Consider the following 16,431-nt stretch of genomic DNA (forward strand, 5'->3'; position numbering starts at 1 on the left):
ATTATATATTAAAAGCTAATGAATTAGCAGCAAGTGTTAATATAGAGGAATAGTATTTAATTGTAAGATTTTTATAAATTTTAAAAATTATTAAAATACTTTAAAAATAAAATTTAGTTATAGCAGAGCTGTGGGGCAAGCTCTGCTAAATAGTAAATTTTATAAGAAAAAATTAGGGGGATAATAAAGTGAATTTTGATTTTAGTTTTGTACCACCATATATACCTTATTCTTTAGAAGGTGTTAAGTATACGTTATTAATTTCTTTAATTACGGTACTTTTTGGAGCATTATTTGGTTCCTTATTGTTTTTTATGAAAAGTTCAAATTTTCATATTTGGAAGGTGAAGCCTTTAAAAATAATTGCTGTAATTTATATTGAAATTATTAGAGGAACACCAATGTTATTACAAATATTAATTATGTATGCTGGTTCTAAAATGTTTTTTGGGATAGATTTAAGTCCATTTACATCAGCTGTAATAGCAATTGCATTAAACTCAGCAGCATATGTATCTGAAATAGTAAGAGCAGGTATAGAAGCAGTTGATAAGGGACAAATGGAAGCTGCAAGAAGTTTAGGAATGAAAAAGGGTACAGCAATGAGATTAATTGTAATACCACAAGCGATTAAAAATATATTACCTGCAATAGGTAATGAATTTGTTGCTATAATTAAAGAGTCATCAATGGCTTCAATAATTGGTGTTAATGAATTGATGTTTGCATCAAAGGTTGTAGTAGGTTCGACTTATAGAGGATTAGAGCCTTATATAGTGGCTGCAGGATTTTATTTTATTATTACATTTACGTTAGGTAGAATTATATCTCTTATAGAAAGGAGAATGAAAAAAAGTGATTCGCGTTAGTAATCTTCATAAAAGCTTTGGAAAAAATAATGTTTTAAAAGGAATAGACGAGCATATAGAAAAAGGTGAGGTTGTAGTTGTTATAGGGCCATCGGGTTCTGGTAAGAGTACTTTTTTAAGATGTTTAAATTTATTAGAAAGTCCTACATCAGGCAAAATAGTATTTGAAGGTAATGATATTACTGACAAGGGAACAGATATAAATAAAATTAGAGAAAAGATGGGAATGGTTTTTCAGCAGTTTAATCTTTTTCCACATAAAACTGTATTACAAAACTTAACAATAGCTCCTATTAAAGTTAAGGGGCTTAGCAAGCAAGAAGCATAAAAAAAGGCAATGGAACTTTTAAATAGGGTTGGTTTAGCTGATAAAGCCGAGGCATATCCTTCATCACTTTCAGGTGGTCAAAAACAAAGGATTGCAATAGCAAGGGCATTAGCTATGGAACCAGATGTTATGTTATTTGATGAACCAACTTCTGCATTAGACCCAGAAATGGTTGGAGAAGTTTTAAGTGTTATGAATGATCTTGCAAAGGAAGGAATGACGATGGTAGTTGTTACTCATGAAATGGGCTTTGCAAGAGAAGTTGGAGATAGAATTTTATTTATGGATAATGGAGGTATTGTGGAAGAAGGAAGTCCTGAAGAAATATTTACAAATCCTAAAAATCCAAGAACAATAGATTTCTTATCAAAGGTTTTATAGAATTTATAGTATTTTTTATTGATTTAAACGACTCTAATATCGGTACAATTAAATTAACTAGTGATATTACTGTCGCTAATAAGGGTACAAATGTTAACGGCATTAATCGTCCACAACCACTAGTTAACTCTGGAAAGATGAACTTAACTGGTTCTAATATTTCTGGAGGATTAGATATTGATGGTCAAGGTCACGCTATTAATTTTGGAGCTAATTATCTGAGCTTTGATACTAATAATCAAAAGAATAGTAATCCTTGGGACATTGCTTTCAAGAATTTAACTATTAATGCTGATGGCTATGATAATTCATGGTCTACTCTTGGTGGTGCGTTTAGCCCAATTTATATGGGTGGAGACGACATAAGGACTGATCTTTTAACTAACAACAAAGTTACATTTGAAAACGTAACTGCCGATGTTAAAAATGGTGCCTTCTACAACACTACAATGGCGCAACAAACCACTGATAACCCATACACTACGGTAACCTTTAAGGGTAATAACAACATTACTTGTGAGGCCGTAAACGTTAAGGGAAATCAGCTTTATAACTATTCAAGTGCTGTATCAGCATCACACATTATTTTTGCCCAAGGTACTAATACCGTCATTAACGTAAGCAGTGCGAAAACCAACAACGATCAAAACTCTGGTGGCAACATTTTGCGGGCCAAAGTTGAAGATGAAACAAATGATACTGCTCCAGCAATTGATATTCAACAAGGTGCAACCGTAACCTTAAATGGTCAATCTAAAGATGTTAAAGGGATGCTTGTCAACAGCGCTATTACTGGTACTGTTCAAGTAGATGGTAACTTAATTGCTAACATGGCTGATGGTCACTCAATGGCTATTTGGGCTGGTAACTTAAACATTGGTAAAACTGGCGTTGTTAATATTAATACTAAACAAAGTAATGATGGTAGTGGTGCCAATGGTGTAACTAATTATGATGGTTATCACTTTGCTCCTATTTCATTAGGTGTTGGTTTTGCTGCTAATATTACTAATGCTGATTCCAATGTTTTAGATAATCAAGGTAAGTTAACAATTGTTCGTACTGGTGATAATAATCAATCTACTACACCATTAATCTCATTTGGTTCAGGTAGTGGTTTAGGTGCTAAGTGGGATTTGAATGTTCATGAAGGTGCTACGCTTGACTTACAAGATAGTGCTCAACAATCTCAATCGGCTACGAAAGGGTTCTTCACTAATACCCCTAAATATGGATTGGTAACTATGTGGGGCGGTGGAACTGGTACAAATAATAGTTATAACCATGTTACTATTACCAATCCTAAGTATGTAAACTTCCAACGTACAGGAAACCAAACAGGTACTTTACTTCGTCTTGAAAATCAAAATAATAATGTAACTGTTTCTAGTGCGGGTGGTAAATTGCCATTTGCTCAATGGGACGAAGGAAATAAAGGAACAGGTGCATCTGATTACTGGTATCTCAAAAATATTCAAACTCAGAACAACTGGGGTGATAACGCTATTTCTGGCTTTACTCAAGCTGGGAACGCTCGAGGACAAAATAAGAATGGTGAGATTAAGTTTTTACACTCAAACGGTCAAGTAAATCTTGCTCAAAACCAAGCTGGACTTAATAGTTATCAATTTATTGATGGAACGGTTACTCAAGGACAACCAGCTGACGGTGTAAAATATGAAACTCCATACTTAAACCGGCTCTTGAATAACTTCAACTGGTGGACTCCACAAAGAGTTTCGATGGGTACTTCTTTGGCAGAAGTTGCAAAGCCAACTGATTCTGATCAATATCAACCAGTAGTTAAGACCATTGATGGTAATACTAAGCAAACTTTAAATGATTTAACTGCTAAGGATGGTATTTCTGGTTTACGTACTAGTGATGGTACTGTAACTAATGATCTTTCACCTATTAAATCTGTAACTTGGTACGATGCAGCTACTGATGCAACTCAATGGAGTGAATTGATGAGTGGCCAAGAAGCACCAACTAACCCAACTGGTAATCTTAAGACTACTGATACTTCAGCTTGGGCTAAAGTAACTTATACAGATGGCAGCGTTGACTTTGCTAATATTCCATTGAATATTACTGCACCAATGGCAGATACTTATACTCCATCATATAATCCAGTAAATGTTGAACAAGGTAAGACTGCTACTGATGATCCAACCTTCACTGGTACTGATGGCAAGAGCGCTACAGTTCCAGATGGCACCAAGTTTACAACTGATGAAGGTACTCCAGACTGGGCTACTATTGATCCATCAACTGGTACTGTAACTGTAGCACCAGGTACTGATGTAACTCCAGGTGCTTACAATGTTCCAGTAACTGTAACTTACCCAGATAAGAGCAACGACAACACTACTGTTCCAGTTGTTGTAACTAAGACTGGTCAAACAGTAATTTGGGGCGATAACGGTGCTGTAGTTGTTAGCGTTGATTCTTCAAAGCTTAACGCTCACGAAACTACTGACAATTCACAAGTTCTTAACCCTGCAAATGCTGTAACTAGTGTTCAAGGTTACAAGCTTGTTGATGGTAAATTAGTAACTACCCCAACTGACATTACAGTTGATCCTTCAAATGTATCTTGGACTACTACTCCAAATACTAATGTAGACACTGCTACTGCTAAAGGTAAGCTAATTCAAAACAACACTATTAAGGTAGATCTTACTAATAATACTGCTGCACAAGATCTTCTTGGTTCTAAGAATGGCACTGTAACTACTAAGCCATTTGACATTATTGCAAATGGTGCAGGTGCTAAGAATGTAGCTACTCCAGTTAAGGTAGATCTTGGTTCTGACTTAACTAGCGAACAATTTAGTCAATTAGTAGATAACAACATCCCAACCGATGAAATTGCTTCTACTACTTGGGCAACTAAGCCTGATGCAAAGGGTCAAGGCGGCGTAATCAAGATTACCTTTACTGATAAAGATGCTAATGGTAACCCAACTTACTTGAACGTTGATGTTCCTGCAAGTTCACTTGATATTGTGACTGATGCTGATACACACACTCCACAAGGTCAAGATGTTTCAACTAAAGTAGGCGAAACTCCAGAAGCTCCAGAAGGTATTAAGAATAAGACTGACTTGCCAGATGGTACTAAGTACACTTGGGAAACTACTCCAGATACAACTACTCCAGGTAAGAAGCCAGCTGTAGTCGTAGTAACTTACCCAGATGGTTCAAAGGATAATGTTCCAGTTAATGTGATCGTTGACGCTAAGCCAGAAGTTAAACCAATCACTACTACTGTTGGTGGCGATCCAGCTGCTAGTGAAGGTATTGCCAACTTGAACAATGGCGGTACTACTCCAGTTGATGGCTACCCATCAGGTGCAACTTGGGTAACTAAGCCTGATACTACTAAACCAGGTGCAACTACTGGTACTGCAACTGTAACTTATCCAGATGGTACTAAAGAAACTGTAACTATCCCTGTAGCTGTAAACGGACAAGGCGATATTACAGTTATCGATGATAAGGGTCATGTATTCAGCCTTCACGCTAATGATGTTGTAACTCATAAGACTTCTGATAAGAATATTATTGGCGCCCCAGTAATTGAAAGCTTTAAGTTAAGCTATTACCAAGGTGGTCAAAACTACAGCAAGCCATATATTTACACTTTGAACGACGATAAGACTGCTTATGTTCTTACTCAAACTGGTGATAATCCAGCCGGTGTAACTGTCAATGCTCAACAAAGCATTAATGTTAGTGACATTAAGATTAGTTGGACTGCTGATGGTACTCCTTTGTTCAATAATGCATTGGGCGAAATCAAGGGTAATGGTCAACCATCAAGTTTAGCAACCGAAGCTAATGGTGGTACTAAGACAATCGAATACACTAACTGGCTTAATAATCAATTCGGTTATCCTAAGTATTCAGCTGTTGTTGACACTTCAAACGTAGATTGGCCAATTTATGGAAATGGTCCAGTATCAACTTACCCATTCCCATCAGTTTACATTTATGGTGCAGAAGCTAACGGAACTATTCCAAGTGTTAACTCCGATACTACTGACTTGAAGGCTGCTTTAGGAGATGCTGCAAAACTCTTGAATACTAGCGATTTAACTGCAGCACATAACTCAACTATTTCTACAGTTGAATGGCAAACTTTACCAAGTCTTGAAACTGCTAATGCTAAAGCTCCAGCAGAAGTTCGTATTCACTTTACAGACGGAAGCTATCTTGATGTTCCAGTTGCAGTTAACGTAATCAAGGTTGATCAAGGTGTAGATAACAAGGATAATCACGATATTTACCGTGATATTACTCGGACAATTAATGTTGAAGGACAAGCTAGTCCAGTTGTTCAACACGTAATTTACAGCCGTGCTAAGATTACTAACTTAGCTAAACCAGAAGGCCAACAAGTAACTTATACTGACTGGGTAGCTGCTAAGAACAGTGATGGCCAAGAAGTAACTAACTTCCCACGCTTTGAAGTAACTAAACCTGGTTACACTGCTACTGCAACTGGTGCCACTATTGAAACCACTGACGGCAAGCAATATGTTCCAGCTTCAGATAAAATTACTCCAGAATCACAAAATGAAGTTGTTAATGTAAGCTACACTGCTAGCGAACATACTTTGGTAATCACTTATGTTGATTCTCAAACTGGTCAACAAGTTGGTAATGCTTACGATGTACCTGGTAAGACTGGTGAACAAGTAAACGTTGATGTAGAAGGTCACGTTCCAACTAACTGGAAATTAGTTCCAGGTCAAGAAATTGTAAGTTCATACACATTTGGTTCAAATGATCCACAACCTGTAACTTACAAGGTTGAACACGGAACCCAGAATGTTCCAGTAGATAAGAACAATCACGATACTTACCGTGAAGTAACTCAAACTATTTACGAAATTCCAGCAGGTAAGACTGAAGCTGATAAGATTACTGTTAGAACTGTTACTGTTCCATTCCAACGTACTGGAGTTAAAGACTTAGTAACTAATAAGACTGCTTGGAATGCATGGGAAGGGCCAAAGGGATCTAAGGTAGTAAATAATGTAACTACTTATGAAATTGGATCTTACTCAGTACCTCAAGTTAAGGGCTACGACAGTTACGTAAATGGTACTAAGTCCACTGAAGTAGCACCGGTAACAGTAAATCCAGATTCTACTAACATTACTGATACCATTACTTATGTAAAACAAGGCTCAACTCCACTTCCATATGATCCAGCAAGAGATGATATGTCAGTAACTCGTACTATTAACTACGACGTACCAGCAGGTCATGAAGCAATTGCGTCAGTACCACAAACCATTGAATATACACGTGATGTTAACGGCGTTGCAGGATACACAGATCCATTAACTGGTAAGCCTACTTGGAATCCATGGCATGTTAAGAGCGGCAAAGCAGAATTTCCTTCTGCAGCTGTACAACAAATCTCAGGTTACGATTCATATGTTGACGGTGTAAAGGCAACTGAAGTTCCACCAGCTCAAGTAGTTGAAAAAGACGGTACTCCACAAAATGGCGCAACTGTTACTGTAACTTACAAGAAGTCTGGTTCAGAAACTCCAACTGAAGAAAACTTCAAGCAAAGCATTGTTTACCAAGATAAAAATGGCAATACAATTGGTACAGCTAAAGATGTAATCACAGGAACATTTACTTCTCAAACTTCAGCGACTGTAACTGCTAATGAATTGAAGACTAAGATTGATGCTAATGTTCCAACTAACTGGAAGATTGCTACTAGCTACACTTACCCAGCAGCTGAAACTATTAAGACTAAGACTCCTGCTAATATCGTAGTTCTTGTTGAACACGAAACTAAGAACATCACTCCAACTGATCCAGGCGTTGATCCAAAGGATCCTAAGTACAAGGATATGTTCACTACTGTAAGTCGTGACATTTACCAAACTAAACCAGGTGAAGCTGAAACTAAGATTGATACTCAATACGTTGACTTCGGACGTAACGGTATTGAAGACTTGGTAACTGGTGAAGTAACTGGTACTGGCGACTGGCAAGTTGGTAAGATTGAAAACAACAAGTTCGTTGAAGGTGGCAAGGCAGAATTTGCTTCTGAAAATGCTCCACAAATTAAGGGTTACGACTCATATGTTAACGGTGCTAAGGCAACTGAAGTTCCAGCAGTATCAGCTCTTAAAGATGGTCAACCAGCAAATGGTGCAGCTGTTCATATTACTTATGTAAAACAAGGCTCAACTCCAGTACCATACAAACCTGGTAAAGATGGCGTAAACGATGACATGAATAAGTACGTAACTCGTACTATCGTTGTTCACGAACCAGGTCAACATCCAGAAAATCACTACCAAACTGTTCACTTCACTAATGAAGATAATGATGGTAATAGTGGCTACATAGATCCTGTAACTGGCGAGACTACTTATAACACTGTATGGCATGTAGCAGGTGACTTGAACGCAACAACTGGTAGTTGGGCAGAATTTACTGCACCAACAGTTAAGGGTTACACTGCAAGTCCAGCTAAGGTTGATGCTAAGAATGACATTACTGCAGAAACTAAGAATGTCACTGTTGATATTACTTACGCTCCAGTAGCTCCAGAAGGCCAAGATGTCAACACAAAGACTGGCGTTGTACCAGATCCAGCAGAAGGCATCAAGAACAAGGGCAACTTACCAGATGGCACTAAGTACACTTGGAAAGACACACCAGATGTAACTACCCCAGGTGACAAGCCAGCTGTAGTTATCGTAACTTATCCAGATGGTTCAAAAGACGAAGTACCAGTAACAGTACACGTAACTAACCCAGTAACTCCAACTCCAGGTAACCCAACAGATGCAGATACTTACAACCCACAAGGTAAAGATGTTCACACAACTGTTGGTCATGTGCCAGATCCATCACAAGGTATTGCTAACAAAGGTGATTTACCTTCAGGCACTACTTACACTTGGGAAAAGACTCCAGATGTATCTAAACCAGGAACTGTCCCAGCAGTAATTGTTGTTCACTACCCAGATGGCTCAAGTGAAACTGTTCCAGTTAATGTTGTTGTTACTAACCCAATTCCAGAAGGCCAAGACATTCACACTAAGCCAGGTCAAACTCCAGATCCATCAGAAGGTATCAAGAATAAGGATGACATGCCAGATGGTACTAAGTACACTTGGAAAGATCAACCAGATGTAACTACCCCAGGCTCTCACCCAGCAGTAATTATTGTTACCTTCCCTAATGGAGAAACTGTTGAAGTACCAGTAACTGTGATTGTTGATGGCAACGATGATTCCGGCGACAACAACACTGGCGACCACAACGGCAACACTGGAAATAATAATACTGGCAATGGCGGTCAAAGTGAAGTTTCTGGCAATCGTCAAGAAACTAACTTCGCTAAGTCAGAAACTGGTAAGAAGAATGTTTCTGCTAATGACAAGAAGACTCTTCCACAAACTGGTGCTGATCAAAACGCTGCCGGTATCCTCGGTTTAGCAATCGCTGCTGTAGGTAGCTTGCTTGGATTAGGTGCTGGTAAGAAGCGTAGGGACAAGTAATAGATATTTTTGATAACATTTACATTTTTCCAAATTCCAACAAATAATGAAAAAGCAGAAGGGCTGAATTGCTCTCCTGCTTTTTTATGAGCTTGGTTTTATGAAACTATAAAAATAATGCTATAGTAGATGTATACTCACCAAATTTAAGAAAGTGTCAAATAGATGTTAGCTAAAAATAATTTCAAGAAAGAATCTCATACAATCAGGAAAATCTCTTTCACAGCAGCGGGTGCAGTAATTGGTTTATTATTCATGGGGATGAATGATAACTCGCAAGTAAAAGCCGATACATTGCCTGCTAATAATGAAGAAAGTAAGCAAGATAGTAACCAAGACTCTCAAAATAACCAGCAAACTTTAGATGTGAAGCAGCCTGATCAGACTTCAGATTCATCAAATAATGCTGATAAGACGAACTTAGAAGCTAAAGATGGTACTGACCAAAATTCAGCTACATCTGCTGTGAGCGCCGATAATAACCAGCCAGCTGATGATAGTGATGATAGCAGTTCAATTGATCAAAGCAGTGATAACACAGATGATTTGGTTTATCCCGTGGCTAAGACAGTTGAAATTAAGCAAAATGGCACCTTACCAAGCGCAAGGAGCGTTATTGAAAATGCTGATCAAATGCCCCATAACACCACTTATCAGTGGGTTAAGACGCCTAATTTGGCACAAACCGGTGCTCAAAGCGGACAAGTTCGCGTAACTTTCTTTGATGACAGTTACTTAGATATTGATGTCCCATTTTATGTTGGCGTTCATGCTCAAAGCGCTAATCAGCTTACTCAGACTAGTCAATATCACAGTGGCAATCCTTCAAATGAAACTGCGGCCGACACGAGCTTAGTTGATAGAAATGATGGGCGCGATCAATTGCCGCAAACTGGCGCAAGTGATAATTCTCTGTCATTTGTTGGTGTAGCGGTCGTTAGTGCGGGAATGCTAATTGGCTTAGCGGGAAGAGTTAAACGTAAAAAATAATTAATAAACTGTATTTAACAAGATAAAGAGCGATTGTAGTATGCAAAAATTTGCTACAGTCGCTCTTTTTGTATAATGATAATTGCTGATAAAAGCTGTGGTTGAGCAAAAATATGCTGGTTTGTATATTAACAATCAGGAGGTATCGTGGTAAGATGATTACTGAACTGAGGATAAATATCTCTATATAGCTTATAATAGCGGGCCCGTGATAAAAAATGGGCCCAAAAGTCAACCTTATAAAGGGAGTTCTGAAAAACAGGCTCCCTTTATTTGTATTCTCAAGTTTTTTTCGATGTAAACGTTTGAGAACCTATCATCTTCGCGGTTTTTCTGATAAAATACTAAAAAATAAAATTTTGAGGAGAGACGAGTTTGAAGAATTCTAAACCTAAAAAATTATCTACTAAACAATACTTAGTAGTTGCTTCAATGATTTTTGCCTTGTTCTTTGGGGCAGGAAACTTAATTTTTCCACTTCATTTAGGTCAGCTAGCTGGAAGTAATTGGCCAGCAGCTGCGACTGGATTTTTAGTGACAGGGGTTGTTTTGCCACTTTTGTCATTATTAGCAGTTGCTATTACTCGAAGTGATGGAGTTTATCAGGTTGGATTACCAGTAGGCAGCGCCTTTGCGATCGTCTTTATGACGCTCATTCACTTAACAATTGGGCCTTTATTTGGAACGCCAAGAACGGCCACCGTTTCTTACACAGTCGGTGTAGCGCCACTTCTTCCTAAACATTTACAAGGTATTGGGCTGACGATTTTTACTATCATCTTTTTTGCAATTGTATTTGCAATTTCTTACAACCAAAGTGATATCTTGTCTTCATTAGGTAAGATTTTGAACCCGATTTTCTTAGTTCTTTTATTTGTGGTCTTTGTAATTGCTTTTGCACGTCCTTTAGGAAATCCTTCAGCAGCGCACGTAACACAAGAATATGTCCATGGTGCTTTGATTAACGGCTTCTTAGAAGGTTATAACACGATGGACGCCTTAGCAGGACTTGCCTTTGGTGTTACGGTGGTTACCGCAATTAAGGCGATGGTCAATAATGATGAAAGTCAGACTGCTAAAGTTACTGCTAAGTCAGGGATGATTGCGGTAGCGGCAATTGGTGTGATTTATTGTTTATTAATCGTGATTGGTGCGATGTCACTAGGTCACTTTAAGATTTCTGCCGATGGTGGGGTTGCTTTCTCACAGATTGTTACTTACTATGCCGGAATTTTGGGTCAGGCTTTGTTAGCTGTTTTAATAGTTTTAACGTGTTTGACTACTGCAGTAGGACTAGTTGCCGCATTTGCACAAGATTTCCACGCACATTTTCCAAAGCTAAGCTACAGAGCATGGCTTGCTATTTCATGTTTAGCTTCCCTTGCAACTGCTAACTTAGGATTAGAACAAATTATTAAATGGTCCTTGCCAGTATTGATGTTCTTATATCCACTAGCAATGGTGCTAATTGTTTTATCGGTATTTTCACCATTATTTAAGAGCGATCATGTAGTTTATAAGATCACGATGGTTTTGACTTTGATTCCAGCAATCTTTGACTTACTGATTAATTTACCTCAGCCAATTGCTTCAACAAGTTTTGTGGTCGGTTTAGCTAAATGGCGCCTAGCTTACTTACCATTAGCTAATGTCGGTTTATCTTGGCTTGTACCAGCATTATTTGGAGTATTTTTAGGTGTGATCTTACACCTTTGGCGCCGTAAGACAGAAAGAATTTAATAAGCTAAATTAGCACTCATTCGTGGGTGCTTTTTTATTTTGAGAGAATAGGTGAAAAAATATCAGTTAAATAACATCAATCACTCTTTAAAATAAAATTACAAGTGTTATTATTATAATTGAAAGAGATAAGGAAGACCTAATTAATCGATAAGCATTAAAAAATAAAGATATAGATTCTAGAAAGTGTGTCAAAAATGTCAGAACATAAGCAACATTTTTCAATTAGAAAATTAAGTATCGGAGCAGCCTCAGTTTTAATCGGGATGTCCTTTATGACTACGAATTCAAACAAAGTTCATGCTGATGTAAATAATGATAACAAGCAGTCTGATAAAAATGATGCAGCTTCTTTAAAACAAGTTCAAACCCAAAAGCAAGTTGAACAGACGCAACTCAAAGTTAAAACACCAGCTCCTCAATCTAAAGTAGCTGGTGTAAAACCAAATGAAATTGGTGGTAGCGTTGCTAGATATATCAATGTCGTCTTGCCTGATGATCTAAGCGATGAAGAGCGTGCTAGTGTAGTTAGCGAACTTGAAAATAGTGGCTATCAAAAAGTTGCACCTAATGCATCAAATTTATACAGCAACAATACTTGGGAACTAGCTCAAAAGCCAACATTTTCTAATCACAAGTCTTTTTGGCAAGATGGAAAAGAAGTTGTGATAGATCCTGGTGAAAATATGCACTATGATATTGTTGCTATTCCCCAAATTAATGGCTATCGTTCTATCAGTTCGATGGACGCAAGTGTTACAACTTCTATTTCAGGCAAGGATGTAACCTATGCTCGGGCAATTAGTATTCCTCACTTGTACTATATCCATTATCAAAAAAATAAAAAGAAAACCGGCATTCCGTTAACAATGGATTTGCCAAAATATGACCTTAATAAGCTGAAGAAAAGCGAAACCGGTATTCCATTAACAATGGATTTGCCAAAATATGATCTTAATAAGCTGAAGAAAAGTGAAACCGGCATTCCATTAACAATGGATTTGCCAAAGTTTGATTTAACACAGATTCAAAATCACATACCTGATGTTCCAGACACACCAGTACCACAACCTGACTCTACACCGAATACTAATAATGATATTCCATCCCCACAACCATTGAATCAAAATACTCCAACTGATCCGGAAATTGAAACTGTAGCACCTCATGCAAATGAAACACCTGATTCTAATGAATGGGTTGAAACTACGCCTGCACCAAAAGTTAAAGCTTCAACCTTAATTGCAAGTAGCAGTCATAAAAAAGCAGCCGCTAAAACAGTTGCTCCTAAAGCTCAAACTCCAGATGAATTACCACAAACTGGTTCTAAACAAGCAGCAGCTATCATCGCTTTAGCAGGTGTCGGCTTAACTGGCTTAGCTTCATTTGCAGTCATTGGAGGAAGTAAGAAAAAGTTTAATAAATAACGTAAAACCTCTTTAATTACAGTACTAATCGTACTATAATACATAGATGAATATAGAGTTACAAGGTGCACTATCCTTGCGGTTCGGGCTTGTTAGTGCTTATGCAAGTCGGGGTCGCAAGGGGAGATTGTTTGACTATCTTTCTAGAATAGTTGACTTTCTAGGTGCTTAATCGATAAAGGCATGGTTCATATTATTTATGGATCGTGTCTTTTTTTGTAGGAGATTTTACAGATGACTTTAACTAATAAAGTTCCAGAAAAAGATGTTCATGATCTTTTTAGTCGTGTAGCACCAAATTACGATAAAATGAATGATTTGATTAGCCTAGGTACCCAACGTTTGTGGCGCAAAAAACTATTTAAAAAATTGCAGGTTAAGCCCGGTGATTTTTGTCTTGATCTATGTTGCGGCACTGGTGATTTAACAATCGCTTTGGCAAAACAGGTAGGTCCGTCTGGAAATGTGGTTGGGCTTGATTTTAACGAAGATATGTTAAGACTGGCTTATGATAAGGTTTTGACTGCTGGTGCTGAAAAAGAAATCCAGTTGCGCCAAGCGGATGCAATGAACTTGCCTTATGAAGACAGCAGTTTTGATATTGTGACAATTGGTTTTGGACTACGTAATGTTCCTGATGCAAATCAAGTTCTGCGTGAGGTTTATCGTGTTTTAAAGCCTGGCGGAAAATTTGCGGTTCTTGAGACCTCCCAGCCAACGAATCCTATCGTTAAAGTGGGCTGGAAAGCTTATTTTAAGCTCTTTCCGAAGTTTGCTAAGTTACTACACTCAAATGTAAGTGACTATCAATATTTGTCTCAGACGACAGGAAAATTTGTTTCTGCAACTAAGCTAAAAGAGATGTTTGAAAAAGCCGGCTATCAAGATGTTACAGTAACAAAATTAAATCTTGGGGCAGGTGCAATTCATATTGGAGTTAAAAACAAATATAATAGAAAGCAATAAGTTCATTAAGTAAAGGAGTATTTTATGAAAACTGGTACAAAAATTATTACTTTAGATAATGGCTATCACTTATGGACCAATACTCAAGGTCATGGTGACATCCATTTATTGGCTCTTCATGGCGGCCCTGGTGGCAATCATGAATATTGGGAAGATACTGCAGAACAGCTCAAAAAACAAGGTCTAGACGTTCAAGTAACCATGTACGACCAATTAGGCTCTCTTTATTCGGACCAACCAGATTATTCTGATCCTGAAATTGCGAAGAAGTATTTGACTTATGAATATTTCTTAGATGAAGTTGATGAAGTTCGCGAAAAATTAGGTTTGGATAACTTTTATTTGATTGGCCAAAGCTGGGGCGGCTTGCTTGTTCAAGAATACGCTGTTAAGTATGGTCAACACTTGAAAGGTGCTATTATTTCTTCAATGGTTGACGAAATCGATGAATACGTAGATTCTGTTAACCGCCGCCGTCAAGAAGTTTTGCCTCAAACTGAAATTGACTTTATGCATGAATGCGAAAAAAATAATGACTATGACAACCAACGCTACCAAGATGACGTTCAGATTTTGAACATTAACTTTGTGGACCGTCGTCAGCCATCTAAGCTTTACCACTTAAAAGATATTGGTGGTAGCGCAGTTTACAATGCTTTCCAAGGTGACAACGAATTTGTGATCACTGGTAAGTTAAAGGACTGGCACTTCAGAGATCAACTTAAGAACATTAAAGTTCCAACTTTGCTTACATTTGGTGAAAATGAGACTATGCCAATTTCTACTGCTAAGATTATGCAAAAAGAAATTCCAAATTCACGTCTTGTAACCACTCCAGATGGCGGCCACCACCACATGGTTGATAATCCTGATGTTTACTACAAGCACTTAGCTGACTTTATTCGTGAAGTTGAAGATGGCAGCTTCAAGGGTGAATAATTCTAATTTTGTAAAATTGTGAGCTGTGATATAATTTAAGTATAAAAAAAGGAACCACGAGGGCTCCTGCAACGCCGCCTTAAGAGCGGTGGGTAAAATTACAAAATAGCTAGAACGCCACTCTCTAACTTCTCCCAAAGTTATAAAAAAGAGCGGTGTTTTTTTATTTTCGGTTGATGTAGGTTAGTAGAGCTAACACAAACATGCCGAACAAAAAAGATCCTACCTCATATCAAGTAGGATCTTTTTGCGTCTTTAAGTGAATACAAATAATATAATTTCCGTTTAATTAATAAATTGTTACCTTAGAATTATTAGTATTTTCGTCATTGAAGCTATAGCTCTTCAATTCGAAATCATTTTCAAAGTTGCAGTAGTAAGTCTTAGTCTTAGCTGAGTAACAAGCGGTGTAAACTGTGTATTCATCAGCGCCATCTTTGTTAACTACGCTACCTTTTACCATTGCAACAGACTTTAAGATATTGAAGAATTTTGCTACATTAGCTGTTTCGCCTTTAGCAGTTGGATAGTTAGCATTTAAGTAGGCTGCTTTTACAAAACGGTCAGCTGGGATGCTGTCACCTGGTAAACCTAAGCTACCAGTACCTACACCCCAAGGAGCTATTTCTTGACCATTCCAGCTTTGCTTAGTTGCGTCATGTGGGGTTAGACCTGTGTAGTTGCCTAAGTTAGTTAATTGCCAGTTAAAGTCAGGACTGTTAGTTAAAACACCTAACTTATCTTCAAAGATCTTCATCCCATATTGCTTAGAAACTTCTAAGACAATTGCTTCATCCTTATCGCTGATGATCCAGTGAAGTGGAGCGACAGGATAAGCAGGAATAGCTGCTTCACTAACTAAGTTGACATCTTTGAGAGCTTTTTTAACTTGTGCAACAGTTGAAAAGTTTTCAGTTACCCAAAGCATCAGCTCATAAGAAGCAAGGTTTGTTTTTCCTTCAACAGGACCATCGCTAAATTTAGCATAGTGAGGGAAGTTTAATCCAGCAATACCTAGGCCGTCTTCGTTATAGCAATCAAAGTATGATGGATAATTATTGATCATGATTCCCATTCCGATGACAGCTTTGGTAGTTTTTGCGTCATCCATAAATTTATATGGTAATGAATAATTACGTGGAACAACCATTACTTTTTCGCCATAATCTTCACCAACATCTAGGTTACGGCCGAAATAAAGATTATTTTCATCATCTGTAAATCTTAAACTTGTACACATT

At 37.7% G+C, this 16,431-nt stretch carries 8 protein-coding genes and 2 pseudogenes; 8 read left to right on the forward strand and 2 right to left on the reverse strand.

Annotated features, from left to right (window positions below; genetic code table 11):
* Positions 1-188 precede the first annotated feature (188 nt).
* The 8 genes and pseudogenes from Q0Y70_RS01805 to Q0Y70_RS01840 all read left to right on the forward strand — a co-directional run bounded on the left by Q0Y70_RS01805 (position 189) and on the right by Q0Y70_RS01840 (position 15,190).
* Entirely contained in the window at positions 189-869 is a 681-nt protein-coding gene (locus Q0Y70_RS01805; RefSeq protein WP_297815805.1) for an amino acid ABC transporter permease, read from the forward strand.
* Positions 856-1,578 (forward strand): annotated as a pseudogene (locus tag Q0Y70_RS01810) (amino acid ABC transporter ATP-binding protein). Before Q0Y70_RS01805 ends, Q0Y70_RS01810 begins: the two are co-directional and overlap by 14 nt.
* A 17-nt stretch (positions 1,579-1,595) precedes the next feature.
* Positions 1,596-9,128: a Rib/alpha-like domain-containing protein gene (locus tag Q0Y70_RS01815; protein WP_367270332.1), complete on the forward strand. Its 7,533-nt coding sequence runs from the start codon at positions 1,596-1,598 to the stop codon at positions 9,126-9,128.
* Between the two features lie 165 nt (positions 9,129-9,293).
* On the forward strand, positions 9,294-10,118 hold the full coding sequence (locus tag Q0Y70_RS01820) for a Rib/alpha-like domain-containing protein (protein ID WP_297815811.1): 825 nt from the start codon (positions 9,294-9,296) through the stop codon (positions 10,116-10,118).
* A gap of 375 nt (positions 10,119-10,493) precedes the next feature.
* A complete protein-coding gene (gene brnQ / locus Q0Y70_RS01825; RefSeq protein WP_297815813.1) occupies positions 10,494-11,858 on the forward strand; it encodes a branched-chain amino acid transport system II carrier protein in 1,365 nt (454 codons plus the stop codon).
* A gap of 197 nt (positions 11,859-12,055) precedes the next feature.
* Positions 12,056-13,285 carry a YSIRK-type signal peptide-containing protein gene (locus tag Q0Y70_RS01830; protein ID WP_297815815.1) on the forward strand — a complete coding sequence of 410 codons (1,230 nt, stop codon included), beginning with the start codon at positions 12,056-12,058 and terminating at the stop codon, positions 13,283-13,285.
* Positions 13,286-13,519: 234 nt separating this feature from the next.
* Positions 13,520-14,251, forward strand: coding sequence for a bifunctional demethylmenaquinone methyltransferase/2-methoxy-6-polyprenyl-1,4-benzoquinol methylase UbiE (gene ubiE / locus Q0Y70_RS01835; RefSeq protein WP_297815817.1), 732 nt, complete (start codon positions 13,520-13,522; stop codon positions 14,249-14,251).
* A gap of 24 nt (positions 14,252-14,275) precedes the next feature.
* The gene (locus tag Q0Y70_RS01840) at positions 14,276-15,190 is read left to right on the forward strand and encodes a prolyl aminopeptidase (protein WP_297815820.1); all 915 of its coding nucleotides are present in this window, start codon (positions 14,276-14,278) and stop codon (positions 15,188-15,190) included.
* Between the two features lie 163 nt (positions 15,191-15,353).
* On the opposite strand, the pseudogene Q0Y70_RS09900 reads toward Q0Y70_RS01840, so the two are convergent.
* Both Q0Y70_RS09900 and bsh read right to left on the reverse strand, forming a co-directional pair.
* A pseudogene (locus tag Q0Y70_RS09900) lies at positions 15,354-15,407 on the reverse strand (putative holin-like toxin); the annotation flags it as partial.
* Between the two features lie 72 nt (positions 15,408-15,479).
* Positions 15,480-16,430: a choloylglycine hydrolase gene (bsh, locus tag Q0Y70_RS01845; RefSeq protein ID WP_297815823.1), complete on the reverse strand. Its 951-nt coding sequence runs from the start codon at positions 16,428-16,430 to the stop codon at positions 15,480-15,482.
* Position 16,431 lies beyond the last annotated feature (1 nt).

It is taken from the genome of uncultured Lactobacillus sp. (genome assembly GCF_947367085.1).
Classification (GTDB): domain Bacteria; phylum Bacillota; class Bacilli; order Lactobacillales; family Lactobacillaceae; genus Lactobacillus.